The sequence below is a fragment of the Alicyclobacillus mali NBRC 102425 genome, from assembly GCF_001570745.1.
In the GTDB taxonomy this organism is placed as follows: Bacteria; Bacillota; Bacilli; order Alicyclobacillales; family Alicyclobacillaceae; genus Alicyclobacillus; species Alicyclobacillus mali.
The window spans coordinates 23,615-44,149 of record NZ_BCSG01000027.1 but is presented as its reverse complement, the minus strand read 5'-3'; the positions used below and the strand labels follow the sequence as shown (position 1 = coordinate 44,149).

Annotated in this window: 15 protein-coding genes; 12 read left to right on the top strand and 3 right to left on the bottom strand. The window is 57.7% G+C overall.

All coding sequences use genetic code 11. The features are described 5' to 3' along the window. Nucleotides 1-648 precede the first annotated feature (648 nt). The 4 genes from AMA01_RS09890 (at nt 649) to AMA01_RS09875 (ending at nt 4,320) form a co-directional block, all read left to right on the top strand. Nucleotides 649-1,359, top strand: coding sequence for a DUF969 domain-containing protein (locus tag AMA01_RS09890; protein WP_067850488.1), 711 nt, complete (start codon nt 649-651; stop codon nt 1,357-1,359). After that, nucleotides 1,356-2,309 carry a DUF979 domain-containing protein gene (locus tag AMA01_RS09885; RefSeq protein ID WP_067850486.1) on the top strand — a complete coding sequence of 318 codons (954 nt, stop codon included), beginning with the start codon at nt 1,356-1,358 and terminating at the stop codon, nt 2,307-2,309. The genes AMA01_RS09890 and AMA01_RS09885 overlap by 4 nt, the downstream gene beginning before the upstream one ends. Before the next feature lie 238 nt (nt 2,310-2,547). Then, on the top strand, nt 2,548-3,945 hold the full coding sequence (locus tag AMA01_RS09880) for an MFS transporter (protein WP_082744129.1): 1,398 nt from the start codon (nt 2,548-2,550) through the stop codon (nt 3,943-3,945). A gap of 36 nt (nt 3,946-3,981) precedes the next feature. Then, nucleotides 3,982-4,320, top strand: a complete 339-nt coding sequence (locus tag AMA01_RS09875; RefSeq protein WP_067850484.1) for an ArsR/SmtB family transcription factor — start codon at nt 3,982-3,984, stop codon at nt 4,318-4,320. Between the two features lie 37 nt (nt 4,321-4,357). Here the strand turns inward: AMA01_RS09875 and AMA01_RS09870 are convergent, their stop codons facing one another. After that, nucleotides 4,358-5,551, bottom strand: a complete 1,194-nt coding sequence (locus AMA01_RS09870; protein ID WP_231862907.1) for an MFS transporter — start codon at nt 5,549-5,551, stop codon at nt 4,358-4,360. Between the two features lie 72 nt (nt 5,552-5,623). Here AMA01_RS09870 and AMA01_RS09865 point away from each other — a divergent pair, with 72 nt between their 5' ends. Continuing rightward, nucleotides 5,624-6,256, top strand: coding sequence for an NUDIX hydrolase (locus AMA01_RS09865; protein ID WP_067850480.1), 633 nt, complete (start codon nt 5,624-5,626; stop codon nt 6,254-6,256). A 2-nt stretch (nt 6,257-6,258) separates the two neighbouring features. Here the strand turns inward: AMA01_RS09865 and AMA01_RS09860 are convergent, their stop codons facing one another. Then, nucleotides 6,259-7,002 carry a pirin family protein gene (locus AMA01_RS09860; protein WP_231862906.1) on the bottom strand — a complete coding sequence of 248 codons (744 nt, stop codon included), beginning with the start codon at nt 7,000-7,002 and terminating at the stop codon, nt 6,259-6,261. 42 nt (nt 7,003-7,044) lie between these two features. Then, nucleotides 7,045-7,977 (bottom strand): alpha/beta hydrolase, encoded by a 933-nt coding sequence (locus AMA01_RS09855; protein WP_067850476.1) that lies wholly within the window; start codon nt 7,975-7,977, stop codon nt 7,045-7,047. A gap of 201 nt (nt 7,978-8,178) precedes the next feature. On the opposite strand from AMA01_RS09855, the gene AMA01_RS09850 reads away from it, so the two are divergent. The 7 genes from AMA01_RS09850 to AMA01_RS09820 all read left to right on the top strand — a co-directional run bounded on the left by AMA01_RS09850 (nt 8,179) and on the right by AMA01_RS09820 (nt 20,535). Further along, nucleotides 8,179-12,078 carry a glycoside hydrolase family 13 protein gene (locus AMA01_RS09850; protein ID WP_067850474.1) on the top strand — a complete coding sequence of 1,300 codons (3,900 nt, stop codon included), beginning with the start codon at nt 8,179-8,181 and terminating at the stop codon, nt 12,076-12,078. Nucleotides 12,079-12,195: 117 nt separating this feature from the next. Beyond that, nucleotides 12,196-13,473, top strand: a complete 1,278-nt coding sequence (locus AMA01_RS09845; RefSeq protein ID WP_231862905.1) for an extracellular solute-binding protein — start codon at nt 12,196-12,198, stop codon at nt 13,471-13,473. Between the two features lie 66 nt (nt 13,474-13,539). Further along, entirely contained in the window at nt 13,540-14,505 is a 966-nt protein-coding gene (locus AMA01_RS09840; protein WP_082744127.1) for a carbohydrate ABC transporter permease, read from the top strand. Beyond that, nucleotides 14,505-15,410 carry a sugar ABC transporter permease gene (locus AMA01_RS09835; RefSeq protein WP_067850518.1) on the top strand — a complete coding sequence of 302 codons (906 nt, stop codon included), beginning with the start codon at nt 14,505-14,507 and terminating at the stop codon, nt 15,408-15,410. Before AMA01_RS09840 ends, AMA01_RS09835 begins: the two co-directional genes overlap by 1 nt. Before the next feature lie 25 nt (nt 15,411-15,435). After that, a complete protein-coding gene (locus AMA01_RS09830; protein WP_067850470.1) occupies nt 15,436-16,464 on the top strand; it encodes a LacI family DNA-binding transcriptional regulator in 1,029 nt (342 codons plus the stop codon). Between the two features lie 26 nt (nt 16,465-16,490). Continuing rightward, nucleotides 16,491-18,227 carry a glycoside hydrolase family 13 protein gene (locus tag AMA01_RS09825; protein WP_067850469.1) on the top strand — a complete coding sequence of 579 codons (1,737 nt, stop codon included), beginning with the start codon at nt 16,491-16,493 and terminating at the stop codon, nt 18,225-18,227. Next, nucleotides 18,193-20,535, top strand: a complete 2,343-nt coding sequence (locus AMA01_RS09820; RefSeq protein ID WP_067850467.1) for a glycoside hydrolase family 31 protein — start codon at nt 18,193-18,195, stop codon at nt 20,533-20,535. Before AMA01_RS09825 ends, AMA01_RS09820 begins: the two co-directional genes overlap by 35 nt.

Here is a 20,535-nt window from a genome sequence, read left to right as displayed (position 1 = left end):
TCCAACCACCTTCATCATACCCTCTCAACGTCAAAAAATCCAGTCCTGACGCGGAATTTTCGTCTTGCGCGAACCTCCCGGGCTTTCGCCATCGATCCAGGTTCGCGCACCGCTTCGTTGCGTACCGTGTGAACACTCTAATCACTCAATCCTTGTTTGTGCGGAATCGATGCAGGATTCGTTGAATTCAGGTCGAAATGCTACTTCCATCGCTTGAGCACCGCGGATGTGCGTGCCGTCTCCCGAGGGGCCCTCACCGCATCGTGGCCGAGCAGTGGAGCTGCCCGAGTGCACCATGCTACCTCGGATGCACAGACGAACCGCTCTCATGCGTCGCTCGTTGCACCCGAATTTCGTCCATGCAGATTTCCTCGCAGCGCGTTCCGCGGTTCACGCGCCGGTACTCAACATCGCTGGCGCATTGCGCGAGGAGATTCTGCGCGAAAGGGTGATGTTTCGCCACACGTAGTTTTGTCTTCGCTCCATGTTCTTTTTGCATGAGCGTTCCTCTTGCCAAGAGGCACTCAGTGCACATCGCTTTTCATGATTCGGTGTCGGGCATGTGCGTCGTATGGGGAGATCCATGATTCCTCGCCCAAGGTGGACATTCTACCCAGCATTCATCTACATATGGCAGGAGGTATCTCCGTGGTTCTCATCGGTGTTCTTGTCGTGATCGTGGGCTTTGCGCTACGCGTGAACCCGCTGCTCGTCGTGACGGTGGCCGGCATGGTCACCGGCCTCTTGGCGCACGAATCGCCGTATGACATTTTGTCTCAATTCGGCGCAGCGTTCGCGAAGGATCGTTACATGGCCGTCTTTGTCGCCACGCTGCCCGTCATTGGCTTGCTTGAGCGCCACGGGCTGCGGGAACAGGCCCAGCGGCTCGTGTCGAAGGTGCGCGCCGCCACGACGGGCCGCATCTTGAACGCATACCTCTTCATTCGCGAACTGGCGGCTGCCCTCGGGCTCACGTCCATCGGCGGGCCCGCGCAGATGGTTCGCCCGGTTGTTGCGCCCATGGCCGAAGGTGCCGCCGAGGCCGCCTATGGCAACCTGCCTCATCACGTCCGGGATCACATCCGCGCCCACGCCGCCGCAGTCGACAACGTCGGACTCTTTTTCGGTGAGGACGTGTTCGTCGCGGTCGGGGCGGTTCTCCTCATGAAGGGCGTGTTTGATCAGTTCCACATTCACTCCACTCCGATCCTCATGGGCCTGTGGGCGCTGCCGACGGCCATAGCCGTCTTCGTCGTCCACAGTGTGCGGCTGTACCTCCTGGATCGGCGTCTCCGGCGCTGGCTGTCCTCGGGGCCGACCGCGTCTTCCTCGGCCCAAGGAGAGGGGGTCAACGCGTGATTCGCGTCCAATACGTCTACGATCTCGTCGGCCTCATTCTCGTTCTCTCGAGCCTGTATACGTTTCGCGATCGCGCGAACCCACGGCGCATCACCACAGGGCTCTTCTATGCGCTGTATGGGCTCGCCTTCATCCTGGCGGACGTGCTGCCATCGTTCGTCCTTGGCCTCGTCGTGATCGCCATCGTCGTTCTGGCAGGCTTTGGCGGGGTGCGCACCGGTAGCTATGGGGAGGCGGAAGCGGCGGATCGCGAGGCGAGCCGGGCCCGGCTCGGAAACCGGCTGTTCATCCCGGCTGTGCTCATCCCGGTGCTGACTGTAGCTGGCGTGGAAGGGCTGAGCCGGATTCACGTCGGCGCTCTGCCACTCCTGGATCCGGCGAACGTCACGCTCGTGGCGCTGGGTATCGCCGCCGCCATCGCGCTCATCGTCGCGTGGGCCATCACCCGGAGCACGCCTGTTGTCTCGGTTCGCGAAGCCAGGCGCCTGATTGAGGCCATCGGCTGGGCGGCCGTGCTTCCACAGATGCTCGCGGTCCTCGGCACCTTGTTCGCCTCGGCCGGTGTGGGCACCGTCGTGGCGCGCCTGGCCAACCACGTGATTCCACATCACTCGCTCTTCTGGGCGGTTTTCGCGTACTGCGTGGGCATGGCCGTGTTCACCATGATCATGGGCAACGCCTTCGCCGCGTTCCCCGTGATGACGGCCGGCATTGCCATCCCGCTTATCATCGGGCACTTCGGCGTCGATGCGGATCGCGTCGCGGCCATTGGCATGTTCGCCGGCTACTGCGGCACATTGCTCACGCCCATGGCGGCCAACTTCAACATCGTTCCCGCCGCGCTGCTTGGGCTGCGAAGTCAGTATGCGGTCATCCGGGCGCAATGGCCTACGGCGCTCATCATTCTCGCCGTGAACATTGTGCTCATGTACGCCGTCGCCAAGTGGTGACGAGATGGCGCGATCCCGGCCGACGACAGCGGGTCGGGATCGCGCACTTCACCCCACAATTTTCCTCGATCTTTACACACTCTTCACAATCCGAACACGTGGATTTCACAAATGGCGCGTAGCATGTGTTGACGGAAAGGATCAATATCCATTGAATCAATGGGTATGGATCCATCGCGATTGCGGCAAGTGCATTGACCCGTCGCAGCTCAAACCTAGCCACAAAGGGGCGACTCGCGTGTCCGTCAATCCGAAAGTTCTCGAGGCCATGGACGAAAGTCGGCTCAGCGGCTTCCACTGGAAGACCATGTTCACGGCTGGCATGGGATTTTTCACCGACGCGTATGATCTCTTCATCATCGGCACGGTGACCGCCATCCTTACCCCCATCTGGCATCTTTCCACCGCGCAACTGTCCATTTTGAACAGCACTTCTCTCGCGGCGGCGGCGCTCGGCGCTCTGTTCTTCGGCAAACTGATGGATAAGCTCGGGCGCAAGGCCATGTACGGATTCGAGGTCATCATGCTCGCCGTGGGCGCCATTCTGTCCGCGTGCGCGCCGTCCTTCATCTGGCTCGTCATTTTCCGCTTCATCGTCGGACTGGGCGTGGGCGGAGACTATCCCACGAGCTCGGTTATCATGACGGAGTATTCCAACCGCAAAAACCGCGGGTTTATGGTCACGATGGTGTTTGCCATGCAGGGGCTCGGGCTTCTGGCGGGGCCGCTCGTGGCGTCCATCCTGCTCTCGGTAGGCATCCCGCATGACGTCGCGTGGCGCATCATGCTCGCGCTCGGTGCCATTCCGGCGGCATCCGTCATCTACCTGCGCCGCAGGATGCCCGAGTCGCCGCGCTACCTCATGGCCGTGAAGCAGGACGCAGATGCGGCGGCGAGCGCCGCCCGGGAACTGACGGGCGCGGCCGTGCGTGACTCGGCGGATGCCGCTCCGCGCGCCGTGATCGCCAAGCAGTCGCTGTGGACGCCGAAGCACCTGTTCCGCCTGCTCGGTACCGCGGGCAGCTGGTTCCTGATTGACGTGGCGTTCTACGGAAACAGTGTCTCGTCGCAGCTGATTCTGAAGGCGCTCCTGCCGCATGCGCAGCTCGTCACCACGACGCTCGTCGCAACCGCCATCTTCATGGTGGCTGCGCTACCGGGCTATTTCGTGGCGGCCAACCTGATGGACAAGTGGGGGCGGAAGTTCATCCAGAGCCTCGGCTTCGTGGTGATGGCGGCCGCATATGCGGCGCTGTTCCTGGTGCCGAGCATCGCGAAGATGCCCATCCTGTTCCTGCTGCTCTACGCGGTGAGCTACTTCTTCATCGAATTTGGTCCAAATACAACGACGTTCCTCGTGCCGTCCGAAGCATTCCCGACGAACCTGCGCGGCACGGCGCACGGGATTTCTGCGGCGGCTGGCAAGATTGGCGCGTTCCTCGGCGCATTCGTGCTGCCGGGTATCCTCAAAGCCGCGGGCTTGAGTGTCACCATGGGTATGCTGGCGGGCGTGGCGCTGATCGGGGCGCTGCTCACTCTCCTCGCCGTGCCTGAGATGAAGCAGAAATCGCTCGAGGACACCGAGGAAATTCAGGTATCGCCGCAGGCCACGACGCATCACAGTATCGTCGGTTGATAGCAGACGAATCGACGTCATGCGAGGAGAGGTGCAATGACGCAGGGAGTGGATACGCCGCAGGACGCTTGGATGAAGTGTTTGGCGGTGCTCGGCGAGCCCCAGCGGCTGCGCATCCTCCGCGCACTGGCCGAAGGCGAGCAGACCGCCGGGGCACTGAGTGAGCGCCTCGGCGTGCGCCAAAACACCTTGTCTCATCACATGAGGCAGTTGAGGGAGCATGGCCTGGTGGAGGTGCGCCGCCATCCGCGCGACGAGCGATACACCATCTATCGACTCAACGGGCGGCGTTTGCGAGCCCTTTCCGCTGTCCTGATGGACTGGGCCGCTCGCGCCGAAACCGAAATCGATGCAGCCGGCCGCCGTTCCTCGTGACGGCGGCTTTTCCATGCTCCGCCGCTTCCCTCGGCGCTCACCCCGCTAGATGCACTCCCTCAGCGCGCGATCTCGACTTTCGCTTTGTCACCCAGCTCGTCCAAGCCACCACGGCCAACAGCATCGCGGCAAATAGCGCCAAAGCCACGTCGGCCCATTGCGATCCCGTCTTCGCCAGCGTCCATCCAAAGGCGTACGGCAACGTCGCGCCCCCCAGCCCTGCGAAGAACGTCACCAACCGCGTCACAAGCCCTGTCAACTCCGGAAACGCGTGATTTGCAAACACCAGGGTCACCACATAGATGCCGGACATGAAGAGGCCCAGAAGGGCGCATTCGACGTAACCTGCGATGTGGCTTGCACTGACGGCCATGGCCACACTCGTGCAGAGGGTGCCCACGGTGGCCAGGACGAGATAGGGGCGATACGGCAGGAACCTCGCAACCCACCCCGTCGCCATGCGCCCCACCACCATTGCGGACCAAAAGACGCTCACCGTGACGGAGGCGGTTGGGGCGGGCAGGCCGAAGTGCTCAATGAACACGGCCGGCAAGAAGTTGTTCACGCACGATTCCACCCCGACGTAGACCAGTACGCAGAGCATAAAGAGGGCCAACACGAGGGCGCGATCGCGCCGGTTGGCGAAGTGAATGGCGTCGGTGTGCGCATCGCGAGGTCCGCCTTCCGCTTCGCTCTGTGCAGCCATCGGCGTGAACACAGAGAGAACGGCAAGTGCCGCCGCTGCTGCGGCCACCAGCGTGAACACAGCGCGCCAAACTCCTGCTGCGATGCACGCGCTTGCCACCAAGGGACTCATGACGCACCCGAGGCCAAAGGCGGCTTCCGTCCGGCTCATGATGACCGCTCGGCGAGCGGGGAACCACTCGACGAGGGAGGTCGATACGGTGGCCTGCATCATGGCCATCCCGACGCCGGTCAACAGAGACGACGCCAGATACGCGGCCGGCTCGGGCCAGGCGGCGAAGCCCGCCTCCCCAATGGCGGTCACTGCGCTCGAAGCCACAAGCGTCCATCGGTAGCCAAATCGGCGCACCGCGAGGGAAGAGAGGGGGACGCCAATCCAGTAGCCGACAAACTGGAGCAGGACGAGATCGCTCCCGAACACGTAGGTGGCGTGCAGGTGTTGTATGGCGAGCGGCATCACGCTGCCAAGGGCGACAGTCGCCATCCCGTTCATCCAATACAAGCCGCACGCGAGCCAGACGTACATCGGCACGGGCATCCTCCTTCGGCCGTTCCGCGCAGGCCGTGATTGTGGTACGGTGAACCCGAGGTGGGGCCAATGGGCAAAGACGAACGCGAAGAGTGGCTTGATATTTTCACACACGAAATGATTCCCTGTGGCACAGCGCCCAGGTCCATGGTACATGAGCGCGGGTTGTGGCACCAGACGTTTCACGCGTGGATTGTGACGGACAGAGGGGCCGACGGGCGCCTCGTCGTCCAACTGCGCGGCGCCCGCAAGGACACGAATCCGCTTCGCCTCGACGTGAGCGCCGCGGGGCACCTCGAGGCCGGCGAATCGCCGGAAGAGGGCGTGAGGGAGATCGAGGAGGAGCTTGGGCTTCACGTCGCTCCCGGAAGCCTGCACAAGCTCGGCGTGGTGGCGCACGAGGCGCGGCTCGGGTCAGTGTGGGACCGCGAATTCAACCATCTGTATGTCGCCGTCGTGCCAGATCTGTCGCTCGATGCGCTGCGCCCAGCGGTGGACGAGATCGCGGGCATCTACGAACTCTCCGTTCGCGACTTCCTCGATCTCGCCTTCGGCCGCCGGCACGAAGCTGTGCTTACCGGTTATCGCGTTCTTCCTGGCCATTTGCAAAAAGACGCGCGCACCGCGCGGTGGACGGATTTCGTGCCGCGATCGCGCGTATACCTCGAGCTGTTGCAGGAATTCTTTTTGGGCAAAGGTTGATCTCAGTCCACGAACGGGCCGTTGAAGATGGGACGCTCTCCCACAGGCTCGCCGAACACCATCACGACGCGAAGCGACTCCTCCGCCCGCACGGGCGTAGGCACAAATGCCTCGCCGTCGGCTCGGTGCCAGATGAAGAGATCGCCCTTCTGCATCGGAATTTCTTCCTCGCCAAGGTGACCCCCGCCGTCGAGCACGAAGATGAAGCCCTGATGATGCGCTGGCGCCTCGAGGGTGTAGGACGCGCCCGCCGCCATTTCGACGTCCTGGTACGTCATGGGCCGATGCGTCCTGACTGGCGATTCACCGCCCACAATCCACTTCCGGCGCACGCCCTGGGCTGGTTCGTCCACGGGCAGGGCGTCGGGCGGGATATCCTCGTAGCCCGGGTCCATGCCCTTGTCGCTTCTCGGGATGTTGATCCAGAGCTGCAGCCCGCTGTCGATCCCGTCCGTGCCCGGCATTTCGGAGTGCACAATCCCGCGCCCCGCCGTCACGTGCTGCGCCCCGCCCTCCGGAATGACGCTCTGGTGGCCCGCGCTGTCCGCGTGCGCGACGGCGCCTTTCAGCACGTACGTGATGATCTCAAAGCCCCGGTGCGGGTGATCCGGGAAGCCATCCGGGTGCTGGATGGAGAAGTGATCCAGCAGGAGAAACGGGTCGATGTACGGCGTTGTGCGCGAAGGGAAAATCCGCGCGTGCTCATAGAACATGAGGGGCGCGCGATGCGCGCCCGGGAACTTCATCCATGCCACATGAGAGCCTCCTCTCGGTTGCCTCCGTCTCGATCACGCCAGCGCCTCTCGAAGTTTTTCTGCAATGCGGACGAGCGCCTTCGTCGCGCCGGGTGAGAGGCTGTAAAACTGAGCGAATCCGTGGATCAGATCTTCAAAGTTCTCAATCTCGACCTTGACGCCCGCCTTTTGCAGCGCTTCCGCGTAGAGGTTGCCGACGTCGCGCAGCGGATCGTACTGCGCCGTCGCGATGTACGCCGGCGGCAAGCCGCTCAAATCGGGGTAGAGGACGGGTGAGAACCAGGGATGCGTGAGTTCCTCCAGGCTGTTCAGGTATTGGTCCCGGAACCAGAGCATCATGCCGCCGGTCAGGAGATAGCCTTCCGCATTTGCTTCGATAGATGCGGGAGGACTGGCCGGATCGTACCCCGTGGACGGGTAAATGAGTAGCTGGAACGAGATGTCCGGGCCGCCGCGCTCCTTGGCCAGGATGCTCGCGACAGCGGCCAGGTTCCCACCGGCACTGTCGCCCCCGACCGCGATGCGGGCCGGATCGAGTTGAAAGTCCGCCGCGCGCTCCGCAATCCACTGAAGCGCGTCGTAAGCGTCTTCCACAGCGGCAGGAAACTTGTGTTCGGGCGCCAGTCGGTAGTCGATGGAGAACACCACTGCGCGGCCGTCCTTCGCGAGGACGCGGCAGACGGGATCGTGCGTCTCGAGGTCTCCGACGACCCAACCGCCGCCGTGATAATACACGAGTGCTGGGTACGGCGCTTCAATGCCCTCTGGACGGTACATACGCACCTTGAGCGTGCGGCCGGGAAGGTCCATGTCAAACTCTCGGACCTCGGCGACGGGCTCCTTTTTGACGGGTGGAAACATCGACTGTTGGGAGCGAAATTGCTGGGCGGAGAGATGTTGGTAGTCCGGGGCAGGCATGCGGTTGAGTTGATCGAGCACCTGCTGAATGACGGGATCGAGCGGCATGTGGGTCGCCTCCTCTGCGATGGGACATGTCACTTACATTTTAACAGTGGAAGGGTGGGGAAGGGAACAAGGGTGTCAAGAGAAAAGAAAGGAGATTAGGACAATGAACGATGCAAGAGCACCCTTGACCTCAGGTACGCTGCGCGTATAATCCGGGACGATCACATTAGTGCAATCGTTTGCACAAGGAGGTTGATGTGCGTGAAGTGGACGGGTGCCGCGAGCCTTGCGACGACCATCGTTATGTCTGCAACGCTTCCGTTTGTGGCGTTGGGAGACTCTCGATTCGTTAGCGCGCAACGCTCGCTATCGGTCACTTCCATGGACACTTCCAATTCCTCGTCCGCCGAGGGGCCGGCCTCAGGGGGTGGCACAGCAGCAGAGACGTACTCGAATGCCGTGCAGATTGTGAGTGGCAACGGCTTTCGCGCCGGGAATGCGGCCACCGTGGTTCTGACTGTGAACGGTCTGACTTTGGATGCGTCAAATTTCAAGGTTGAGGTATCGAACAGTACCAACGGCGTGATCGATGTAACAAATGATGCTGCGCTGACGGGGACGAATTCCATCACCCTGCGCCTTCCTGGCGGTGATGATGGGCTGGGGGCCGGCACGTACACGGTGACGGTCAAAAGCGGCGGTATTTCGGTATCGACGCCTGCGGGACAAGGGCTGCAGGTCAATCCTTATACCACGGCCAACACCGTTCAGTGGGATGGAATCTATACATCGGACGACCCGATGTACGTGTCAAACCCGAATCCCTCCCCTGGACAAGAGGTGACTATCAGCCTTCGAGCGTACAGCGGGAACCTGACGAAGGTAATCCTGAATTGCTGGGACACCGCACAAAACAAGGGTTTCCAGGTCGAGATGTCTCCAGGCAGAACGTTTGGACCGTATCAGCTCTGGTCTGCCACGATCCCCGCTTCAAACGGCGGAACGATCTATTATCGCTTTGACATCTACGATGGCACCAGTTTTGCGTGTCTCTCGGGTGACGGACTGCACACGTCTGACGACATCAACAACAATTTCCCATTGCCCGTGGGGACAGTCACGCTTTCGACACTTCAGGCGAATCCCGGTGATACGGTGACGGTCTCCGACCCTGTAGGTGACTTCGCCGGAAGCCAGGATCAACCCAATCACACGGTGATACGGTTTGTCAACTCGTTGGGCGAAACCGCCGCCACAGTCAATGGGGCAAACGCGAGCTGGAACAGTGTGCAATTCACGGTCCCACAGAGCCTTCCAAACGGCTTGTATCGCGTCGAGATCGACACGGTCGCCAAGGACGCGGATGGGGTGGTCAATGTCGAATTGGACAGGAGCGCGGAGCTTATAGTAGGGCCTCTGCCCGCTTGGATGCAAGCGTATTCACATGATTCGTTTCAGGCGTTCTATCGATCGCCCTTCGGAGCTGTGCCCACAGGAACCCCCATCACGCTTCGCCTGCGTGCTCCGCTCAGCGTGAAGAGTGCTACGCTTCGCCTCTGGGGGGCAGCGGACCAGTCAGGCGAGATCGACCTGCCGATGCAGAAAATCCAAATGTCGGGAGACGAGTTGGCGCAACAAACCGGCGTGCAGGACGTCAGCGACTACACGTGGTGGACGGTGACCATCCCTGCGGCGGATGTGACCACGCCCGGGACGATGTGGTACCAGTTCAAAACGGAGACGGACACTGGTCAGGTGGTCTACTACGATGACAATGGAGCTCAGCTTGAGGGTCTCGGACAGGTTGGTTTGTCTCCAGACGGGCCGAGCTACCAGATCAGCGTATACGAGCGAGGATTTCAGACGCCGGACTGGCTGAAGCACGCCGTCATCTACGAGATTATGCCGGATCGGTTCTACAACGGAAATATTGCCACGGAAGAGAACCCGAATACTCAAAAGGGGATTTATGTAGGGGCAGACGGCACGGAGTCATTAGGCCCCATCCAGTTCCACGAGAACTGGGACTCGCCGCCCTATGATCCGAATATTCCTCCGTCATCTGATCCCACAATTGCCAGTCTGCGAGGCAATGGCCAATGGAACATTGACTTTTTCGGAGGCGATTTGCAAGGCGCCGAAGACAAGCTGGACTACCTGAAGAGCCTTGGAGTCAATACGCTGTATCTGATGCCCGTCTTTGAGGCGGAATCCAATCACAAATACGATACAGCCGACTACTTCAAGATAGATCCTGGGTTTGGAACGCAGCAGGACTGGCTGAATCTCGTCAGGGCCGCGCATGCAAAAGGTTTTCACATCATCCTCGATGGGGTGTTCGAAGATACCGGAAGTGACAGCGTCTACTTCAACAAGTTCGGGAATTTCAATTCCAACGGTGCGTGGCAGGCGTACGCGAAGAACCAGCCTTCACTGTCGCCCTACTACTCGTGGTACGAGTGGACAGGGAACACTTCGAACCCATACAACTCGTGGTTTCAGATCGACACACTGCCACTTACGGACACGTCGAACCCGGCCTATCAGCAATTCGTCTACGGGGGCACCAACTCGGTTGCGCGTGTCTGGATCCGCGAAGGGGCGGACGGATGGCGTTTGGACTCGGCCGACAACGGCAACTTTAACACCTCATGGTGGAGTGGTTTTCGCGACGCGGTGAAATCGATCGATCCGAACGCAGCGATCATCGGTGAGATCTGGAACAATGCGACGAACGACAATGGAACGGATTGGTTAACCGGATCGACTTTCGACAGTGTGATGAACTACCAGTTCCGGAACGCCGTGATCGACTTTTTCCGCGGCACGTACAACGATGGAAACGTGCAGCACCACGCCGTTGACGCTGAAGGTTTTAATCAGGAGTTGATGAGGCTCTACAGCGAATATCCGCTGCAGTCGTTCTACGCGATGATGAACCTTGTCGATTCGCAGGACACGATGCGGATCCTGACCATCCTGGAGAACGCGCCGCAGCCCAGCGATCTATCTGCGCTCCAACAGGATGAGTACAGGCCGTCTCCTGCGGATGAACAGTTGGGGATCAAGAGGCTGAAGCTTGTATCGGACTTTCAATTCAGCTTCCCGGGCGATCCGACGATCTTCTACGGCGACGAGGCAGGGCTCACTGGTTATACCGATCCCCTCAATCGTCGGACCTATCCGTGGGATAATCAGAATCTCAATCTCCTGAACCACTACCGCAAGCTCGGTGCCATTCGAAACGCCAATCCTGTGCTTCAGACGGGGGATTTCACGCCGTTGTACGCACAGGGCATGGTGTACGCATTTGCAAGGACCATTCGGAATGGCAGAGACGTCTTCGGTGTGTCGGCGGAGGATGCCACGGCCATTGTGGCGATCAACAATCAAAACCAAGCTATCACCGTGACCATTCCGACGGATGGGACGGTTGCGGACGGGACCACGATGCTCGACGAACTGAACAACCAGTGGTACAAGGTGCAGAACGGCGGCATTACACTCACGCTGCAGCCGTATCAAGGTGCCATTTTGGTGACGACGAGCGACGCGCCGATAGCCTATCTGCAAGAAGAGGATTCTCAGAACGAGATTGTGTGGACGCCTGTGCAAGGTGCCATCGGTTATCGCGTTTGGAGACAGAATCCGGATGGACAATGGGTGCCCTTTGGATCTATGCTTCCTGCCACGGACTTAAGTGTCACGGTGGAACGAGATGCATATGCGCAAACGTTTGCTGTGCAGGCGCTGTTTTCGCCGTCTGATCACGCCGAGTCTCCGGTGTCGGCACCTAAGACGGTATCGCTTCCCGTCGATGTGCCCGCGGTACGCCTGAGTACGCCGATCATTAGTGGTCGTGTGGTTGGAGATCGTGCGATGCTCTCATTCACCTCGGTTTCAGGCGCGACACAGTATGTCATCTACCAGAGACAGAGCGACGGATCATACGCTCCGGTCACGAAGGTCTCCACAAGTGGCGATCTCGGAGCTATGGATGACGTGCCTGCGCAAGGTCCGGTCACCTCGCCTCACGCGACAATTCGCGTGACAGTGCTCGTACCTGCAGGTTTCTCGACGGTGACCTACCGCGTGGCTGCGCAAAATGAAGATGGGCAAGCTGTATCGAACCCATTGACCTTATTGTTGTCAAACAAATGACGCGTAGACGGCGAGCTAGCGAAATTTTTTCAAGATAGCATCTTGATCGCGAGATGATGAAAGCGTTATACTGATCGTGCAAACGTTTGCGCACGATGTCTAGAGGGGGTTGTGTCAGTGAAGAGAAGGGGAATCGTGTCGACAGGTCTAGCCGCACTGGTGTTAGCAGGCGGTGCGATAGTCGGTTGTGGAACGTCGAACAATGAGCAGAACGCGTCTCCTTCGACAAGTTCGTCGAACGCCAGCGGGGAAGCAAGCGTTCTGCCTAAAGGGCAGACCATTACGGTTTGGTCGTGGCAGACCGGGCCGGAATTGCAAGACGTGAAGCAAATTGCAGCACAGTGGGCAAAGGAACATGGCGACAAGGTCGTAGTTGTCGACCAAAGCTCTAATCCGAAAGGATTCCAGTTTTACGCCACGGCGGCTCGTACAGGCAAGGGGCCTGATGTCGTGTTTGGAATGCCGCACGACAACAATGGCGTTTTTGCAGAAGAAGGACTGATGGCGCCGGTTCCGTCGGGCGTGATCAACACGAGTCTATATGCACCCAACACGCTTGATGCCGTCAAGGTCAACGGCACGATGTACTCCGTACCAGTGTCCGTTCAGGTTGCAGCAGTCTACTACAACAAAAAGCTTGTGCCGCAGCCGCCGCAGACATGGGCTGAGTTCACGAAAGACGCAAATGCACATGGCTTCATGTATGACCAAGCAAATCTTTACTTCGATTATGCAATCATAGGCGGATACGGCGGCTATGTGTTCAAAGATAACAACGGGACGCTCGATCCGAACAATATCGGCCTTGATACACCGGGAGCCGTTCAGGCCTACACCCTCATGCGGGACATGGTCTCCAAGTATCATTGGATGACTCCAAGCACGAATGGCTCCATCGCGAAAGCTGAGTTCTTGGCGGGCAAGATTGGTATGTACGTGAGTGGCCCGTGGGACACCGCAGATATTGAAAAAGCAAAAATTGATTTTGGTGTCACGCCTTGGCCTGCGTTGCCAAATGGACGGCATGCCACGCCGTTTTTGGGCGTTATCACGGCATTTGTGAACAAGGAGTCCAAGACGCAGGCTGCTGACTGGAGCCTCGTCCAAGCCTTGACGAGTGCAAGCGCACAGCAAATGTACTTCCGAGATTCGCAACAAATTCCGGCACTGTTGTCTGTGCAGAGGTCAAGCGCCATCCAGTCGAGCCCAACCTTTAAAGCGTTCGTCGAACAGTTGCGCTACGCGGTACCGATGCCCAACATTCCGCAAATGCAGGCTGTGTGGCAAGCAATGAGCATCCTGCAGAATATCATTGCGGGCAAGGTGTCACCAGAGCAGGGTGCGAAGGATTTTGTGCAAAATATTCAAAAAGGCATCGTGGCTCAAGGTTCCTGACGTCATTGCGGATGCATATAGGAGCCGGCCGACTGCTGGCTCCTTTCCTTACTAGGAGGTAGGGGTATGGCCACCGTCATGGAGATGAGAAGGTCTCACGGCCGAGACCAAGTTAAGCGGCGCGTGGATTGGATTGCCTATGGGTACCTTTCTCCAGCGCTTGTAACCATTTGTGTTCTGAGCATTCTCCCTATTTTTTATACAATCTACATCTCCTTAACCGATTTTAACCAAATGCATTTTCTGTCTTATCAATTTGTCGGATTGAAGAACTACGAGGAACTCCTGAATCCGCACGACCCTTTGTCAAACCTGTTTATGCCGACTTTTATCTGGACATTGGTGTACGCCCTGTGTACTACCGCTCTGTCATATCTCGTCGGACTCATCCTCGCCGTCCTTCTCAACAACAAACATATGAAGGAACGCACGTTGTATCGTACCTTGCTGATTGTGCCTTGGGCGGTTCCGAACCTCATTTCCATGCTCGCATGGCAGGGCTTGTTGAATGACCAATACGGGCAAATCAATGCTCTCCTGCACGGGTTGTTTGGCCTCCCGCGTATTCCCTGGCTCACGAGCGCGCTATGGGCCCGAATCGCTGTCATCATGGTAAATGTGTGGGCCGGTTTCCCCTACATGATGACCGTATGTTTAGGAGCGCTGCAATCAATCCCAACGGATCAATATGAGGCCGCGGAGATTGACGGAGCCAACTGGTGGCAAGTATTTCGTTATGTGACCATGCCTTCGGTCTGGCGGATCTCATTACCACTCTTAATACCATCTTTCTCTTACAACTTCAATAATTTCAATGCTTCGTACCTGCTGACCGGCGGTGGGCCGCCGAATTCGAACAATCCGTTCCTCGGGCAGACAGACATCTTGGCGACAGCGGCCTACAAAATGACGCTCACGTTCAACCGATATGACTTAGGAGCGACAATCTCTGTCCTTTTGTTTATCCTCGTGGCACTCATTAGCTGGGTACAGATGCGTTATACCGGGGCATTCAAGGAGGTTGATGCGTGATGGCCATGGTAAACGAGCGTTTCATCGCATCTAATTCTCGGCGCCGGACCGCGCTTCGCAGACGCAGTCGTAAGTCCATGCAGCCCGGAGAGCGGATCGCTCTGTGGGCGTCGCGCATTGTCATCTGGTGCGTCATTGTTGTCGTGCTGCTTCCCATGTGGTTTGTTGTCATCGCCTCATTCAATCCGTCCAACTCGTATATCTCCTTCTCGTTGTTTCCGTCTAATGCTTCCTTGGCGAACTACAAGGTCCTGTTTCAAGGAGGCCAGTTTTGGACGTGGGTTCGCAACAGCGTGCTGGTTGGTGTCGTGGTTGCGGTGGCTCAGTCCTTCATCACGGCGATGTCCGCCTTCGCCTTTTCAAAGCTCCGATTTTACGGGCGCAAGTACGGACTGATGACCTTGTTGCTGTTACAGATGTTCCCAAATATTTTAGCTATTGCAGCATTCTACACTGCACTCGCGAAGTTGAACATGATAGACATGCTGGGCTCTTACATTCTTGTTATGCTTGGAACGAGCGCATTCAACATCTGGCTTTTGAAGGGGTACATGGATTCGGTTCCTCGGGAATTGGACGAAGCAGCCGTGATCGATGGTGCGACAACCTGGCAAAGGTTCGTTCATGTGACGTTGCCCTTATCCACGCCGATGATGGTTGTGATTTTCTTTCTTACGCTTGTCGGCATTTTTAGCGAGTATATGTTTGCGGGGACCATTCTCCAGTCGCCGTGGAATTACACGTTGGGTGTCGGGATGTACAATTTGATCAGCGGACAATTTGCAAAGAATTGGGGAGAATTCGCTGCAGCTGCGCTCTTGTCGGCCGTGCCGCTTGCCATCGTATTTGCCCTCGCGCAACGATATCTGACGAAAGGGTTGGTGGCAGGCTCGGTGAAGGGATGATGCTGGCTGTTAAGGAGGGTACGCCGTGGCCACGATTAAAGACGTTGCGCGCCTTGCCAATGTGTCACCGTCCACCGTGTCACGGGTGCTGGCCAACTCGCCGCGCATCTCGGAGGAGACCAAGCGGAGGGTTCGAGCCGCGCTTGAACAACTCAATTACCATCCCAATGCATTTGCCCGCGGTCTGGTGACAAATTCGACTGGCGCCATCGGGATACTTATTCCGCCATCTGCAGAAGAGTTTTTTGTAAATCCCTTCTTTGCGGAGTGGATGGCGGGTGTGGCTGAGGTCGCTCGGCAGCGCGGAGTTGACACAGTGCTCTCCACCTCTGCCAGAGGCGAAATCGAAATGCTGGATCACATGATACGGGGTAGGCGGGTGGACGGGGTCCTCCTCATTGGCACGCGGAGAGGAGATCCTGTTCTTAAAGAGATATCTAAATTACGCTGTCCCGCTGTTCTTCTCGGCCGTCCTGCTGATCCTGCGCATGTCAGTTGGGTCAATAACGACAATCAACGGGCGGCGTACGATGCGACACTCCATTTGCTCAACCTCGGGCATCGCCGAATCGGGTTTTTGGGTGGGGCATCCGACCTCGTCGTTACGATGGACCGCGTGGCCGGCTATCGAAACGCTCTGGTGGATTACGGCGTAGAACCCGATCCTCGCTTGGAGGTCTCGAGCTTTTTTCTCGAACAGGGTGGCTACCTTGGCATGATGCGTTTGCTTGCAATCTCCGATAGACCCACGGCGGTGCTGTGCGCAGACGACGTGTTGGCCTTTGGAGGCATGCGAGCGGCTCATGAGCTGGGCTTTGAGGTCCCTCGTGATCTCGCCATTGTCGGTTTTAACGACATTCGCTTAGCGGAACTCGCTCATCCGGCTCTGACAAGCGTACGAGTCCACATGCATGAGCTCGGAGTCCGGTCTGCGGGGCTCTTGCTTGAGGAGATTGACCAGGGCAAACCCCTTCAACGGCATGTGATCGTAAACCATGAATTGGTGATTCGGTATTCCTGTGGTGCGAAACCTATCGGCACTCTGACGACGTGATGCATAGCGGAGCCGGAGGCGTGAGCATGGAGCTTGTGTGGCAGCATCGATGGGGGGCAGACGTTTATCCCCTCAGTACCTCAACCCTTGTGATTGTTTTGCGCATCGCACGGTGCACTCCCGTCGCGCGATTGCAGGTACACTACGGGGATCGATACGAACTCGATTTCCGGAGTTGTAAGGACGCCAAACATTATGGATCGGACGGTGCATTTGACTACTTTACGTGCGAAGTGGAGGTGCCAACTCGGCGGCTGAAGTACGCGTTTGAGGCGGTGTCCTCATCCGGGCAGGTAGTGTACCTGGGAGAAGGAGGACTCGCAACTACGCTGGATGCTGTTCAACCGTATCAATATCCTTACATTCATCCGTCTCAAGTACTCACCGTACCGGAATGGGCTGGAAATACCGTTGCTTACGAAGTATTTCCAGATCGTTTTTCTGTGGGCGGTCGGCTGTTGATCTGCCCGTCGGTTCCGTGGGAGGCGCATCCAACCACTGAAAGTGTATTTGGAGGTAATCTTCGAGGCATCACAGATAAGCTTCCCTATTTGCGCGATCTCGGCGTGAACCTCTTGTATCTCACGCCGATTTTTCAGGCGCCATCGAACCACAAATACGACACGCAGGACTATTTCAACATCGATCCTTCGTTTGGAACGTTGGACGACCTTCGATCGCTGGTTCAAGAAGCTCATCGTCTCGGAATTCGCGTCGTTTTGGACGCGGTGTTCAATCATTCGGGGTTCCGATTTTCCCCTTTTCAAGACGTCATTCAACGCGGCAGGGCGTCTTCTTATTGGTCTTGGTTCTTCGTGGATGGAGATCATGTGGATGTGGAATCTGTCAATTACGAGACATTCGCAACGCGGCTGAGGCATATGCCAAAACTGAACTTAGCAGAACCTGCCGTCCAAGAATATCTTCTGGCTGTGGCCAAACACTATGTTCTCGAGTGCGATATCGACGGATGGCGTTTTGACGTCGCCAACGAAATCGATCCCCACTTTTGGCCACTTTTGCGGGCAGAACTGCGCGCCTTGAAACCCGACATCTTATTGATAGGGGAAATATGGCATGACGGCCTGCCTTGGCTAACCGGCGATGCGTTCGATGGAGTCATGAACTATCCACTTCGAGATCTGGTCTTGCGCTATGCCGTGGACGAAGCGATCGATGAGGTCGAGTTTGCTCATAAGTGGGTACGCCTCTACTTGCAGTATCCGCGTCCGGCATGGCGCGCGATGTGGAATCTGTTGGGCAGTCATGATACTGAACGCGCGCTTACGCGCGCACGCGGTCATGTTCCCTCTGTTGTGTTGGCGTTTGCAATGCTTTTCACGCTACCCGGAATTCCCATGGTGTATTATGGGGACGAGATCGGCATGGAAGGTGGAACCGATCCGGATTGCCGTCGGGGCATGATCTGGAATGAGAACTTTTGGAATAACGACCTTCGCGAAGCCGTGCGGCAACTCGCATGGCTCAAGCGAACCCATCCTGCGCTTGCAGGAGATACAATGGAGATTCGCGATGCGAACTCTGGCGTGCTGCATTATGTACGGCTAAACGGCACAGGTCCGCATCTTCATATTGCTGTTTGCAAACGTCGAGACTTCGGCACGGAAGTGGACTCCCCACGATTCGCGTGGGATGTGCCATCTCGGACATCGGGCGAGGAACGGAAGATCCTGATATGGGAATGCGATTCAACTGAGGGGTGTGGGCATGATTCACGAGCAGACGGATTTCACAACCAGTGAGGCGATCCGCCCGGATACGCTGATATCGCCGCCAGATGACTGGGCTTTTCTCGGGCGACCCAGCCGGTTTGATGTGGATCACGATGGCTGGGCGGCGGTTCAGTATGACGCTGGAGTCATGGTCGGTGTCGCCGCACTCGATGACGCCGTGCTACGCGTAGCCTACTGCAGGTCTCCTGGGGGGGAGTGGCCGACGAGCACGCCTGCCATTGTGGAACAGATGTCGCAGCGGCACTCCTGGCGGCTCGTTCAGGAAGAGCGACGCGTGCAACTGGAATGTGTTACTGGGTGGCAGATTCAAATCAACCAGGACGATGGAACATGGACTATACGCCATCCCGGCTTTGGGACAGCCGTCGAGGCCATCACGTGGTACAAGCGCAAAAAAGGCGGCGCATTGACGTTTACTTCGCTCGAGAATGCCCGGTTCTATGGACTTGGCGAAAAGCCGGGTCCCCTTGACAAGCGGCACGAGGCGTACACCATGTGGAATTCGGACGTGTACGCACCTCACGTACCAGAGATGGAGTCTCTCTATCTGTCGATCCCGTTCTTTTTGCGACTGCAAGACCAAACGGCTATTGGCATCTTCGTGGATAATCCAGGGCGATCCCGCGTTGACTTCAGGAGCAGATATCCTGACGTGGAAATATCGACAGAACGAGGCGGATTGGACGTTTATTTCATCTTCGGGGCTTCGCTCAAAGATGTCATTCGACGTTACACAAAGCTCACTGGGCGAATGCCCATGCCCCCCAAGTGGGCGCTTGGCTATCACCAGTCGAGATATTCGTACGAATCTCAGAGCGAGGTCCTATCCATCGCGCAGACGTTTGTTGAGCATGACATCCCGCTCGACGCTCTGCACTTAGATATTCATTACATGGATGGGTATCGGGTCTTCACGTTTCATGAGACACGTTTCCCAAATCCCGCGGACATGACCGATAAACTGCGAAAGCTTGGAGTGCACGTGGTGCCCATCGTCGACCCTGGAGTGAAGCAGGATCCCGAATATCCTGTGTACATGGAGGGACTGACCCAAAATCGCTTTTGCAAAACAGCTGAAGGTCAAGTGTATTTCGGTGAGGTATGGCCTGGGGTGAGTGCTTTCCCCGATTTCGCTTCAGAAGAAGTGAGGGCGTGGTGGGGCACGTGGCATCGGGTGTACACCCAGATGGGAATTGAGGGAATATGGAATGACATGAACGAGCCGGCTGTGTTCAACGAGACGAAGACCATGGACGTGAACGTGGTCCACCGAGGCGACGGGCGATTGTACACGCACGGAGAGGTCCATAATCTCTACGGATTTTGGATGGCCGAAGCCACCTACAACGGGCTGAAAGCCCAGCTTTCTGGGAAGCGACCCTTTGTGTTAACCCGCGCTGGCTACAGCGGAATTCAGCGGTATGCGGCTGTGTGGACGGGGGACAACCGAAGTTTTTGGGAGCATATGGCGATGGCTATTCCAATGGTTCTCAATATGGGCATGTCCGGGGTTCCCTTCGGAGGCCCGGATGTGGGTGGTTTCGCCCATCATGCCTCAGGTGAATTGCTTGCACGATGGACGCAAATGGGCGCATTCTTTCCGTTCTTCCGAAATCACAGTGCCATGGGAACGCATCGGCAGGAACCCTGGGCATTCGGCCCTGTGTTCGAGGAAATCATTCGACGTGCCATTCAGCTTCGCTATCGCTTTCTGCCGTATTTCTACACCCTCGCGCGGGAGGCTCATGAGACCGGTCTACCCATGATGCGGCCTTTGGTTCTGGAGTATCCCGACGATCCAAATACGCACCATATCGATGACCAATTCTTGGTTGGTTCCGATCTCCTCGTGGCTCCCATTCTCAAGCCAGGTATGACTCATCGATTGGTGTACTTGCCTGAGGGGGAATGGGTGGACTATGAAACCCGCGAGCGATACCAAGGGTGCCAATACGTCGTCGTTCATGCACCTCTCGATCGCCTCCCTCTGTACGTCCGAGCCGGGAGTGCTATTCCCGTCAACCTCATGGAGCGTGCTGGCGAGACACAGCTAGGTTGGGAGATTTGTCTGGATGCAAATGGTCGAGCCTTAGGCCGATGCTACGAGGATGACGGCGAGACGTTTCACTACGAAGATGGAGCCTATTGTGATCGCGTGCTCCAGGCTTGCACGACGTTGGAGGGCATACAGGTCGAATGTCACCTTGTGCGAGGCTCAGGCGAAGGTGGAAGTCTCGAGAGCGTGGTTCGCGTGTTGACACAACATGAGGTTCGTGAGGCTCGTGCGCAGGGCATCTCGTTTTCGATTCGCGTGTAA

What these genes read in the sequence shown, in the direction of transcription:
- AMA01_RS09860 (WP_231862906.1), bottom strand. Translation starts at nt 7,002, where the DNA reads ATGAAGTTCCCGGGCGCGCATCGCGCGCCCCTCATGTTCTATGAGCAC.
- AMA01_RS09835 (WP_067850518.1), top strand. Translation starts at nt 14,505, where the DNA reads ATGGCCATGGTAAACGAGCGTTTCATCGCATCTAATTCTCGGCGCCGG.
- AMA01_RS09855 (WP_067850476.1), bottom strand. Translation starts at nt 7,977, where the DNA reads ATGCCGCTCGATCCCGTCATTCAGCAGGTGCTCGATCAACTCAACCGC.
- AMA01_RS09825 (WP_067850469.1), top strand. Translation starts at nt 16,491, where the DNA reads ATGGAGCTTGTGTGGCAGCATCGATGGGGGGCAGACGTTTATCCCCTC.
- AMA01_RS09875 (WP_067850484.1), top strand. Translation starts at nt 3,982, where the DNA reads ATGACGCAGGGAGTGGATACGCCGCAGGACGCTTGGATGAAGTGTTTG.
- AMA01_RS09840 (WP_082744127.1), top strand. Translation starts at nt 13,540, where the DNA reads ATGGCCACCGTCATGGAGATGAGAAGGTCTCACGGCCGAGACCAAGTT.
- AMA01_RS09865 (WP_067850480.1), top strand. Translation starts at nt 5,624, where the DNA reads ATGGGCAAAGACGAACGCGAAGAGTGGCTTGATATTTTCACACACGAA.
- AMA01_RS09820 (WP_067850467.1), top strand. Translation starts at nt 18,193, where the DNA reads ATGATTCACGAGCAGACGGATTTCACAACCAGTGAGGCGATCCGCCCG.
- AMA01_RS09870 (WP_231862907.1), bottom strand. Translation starts at nt 5,551, where the DNA reads ATGTACGTCTGGCTCGCGTGCGGCTTGTATTGGATGAACGGGATGGCG.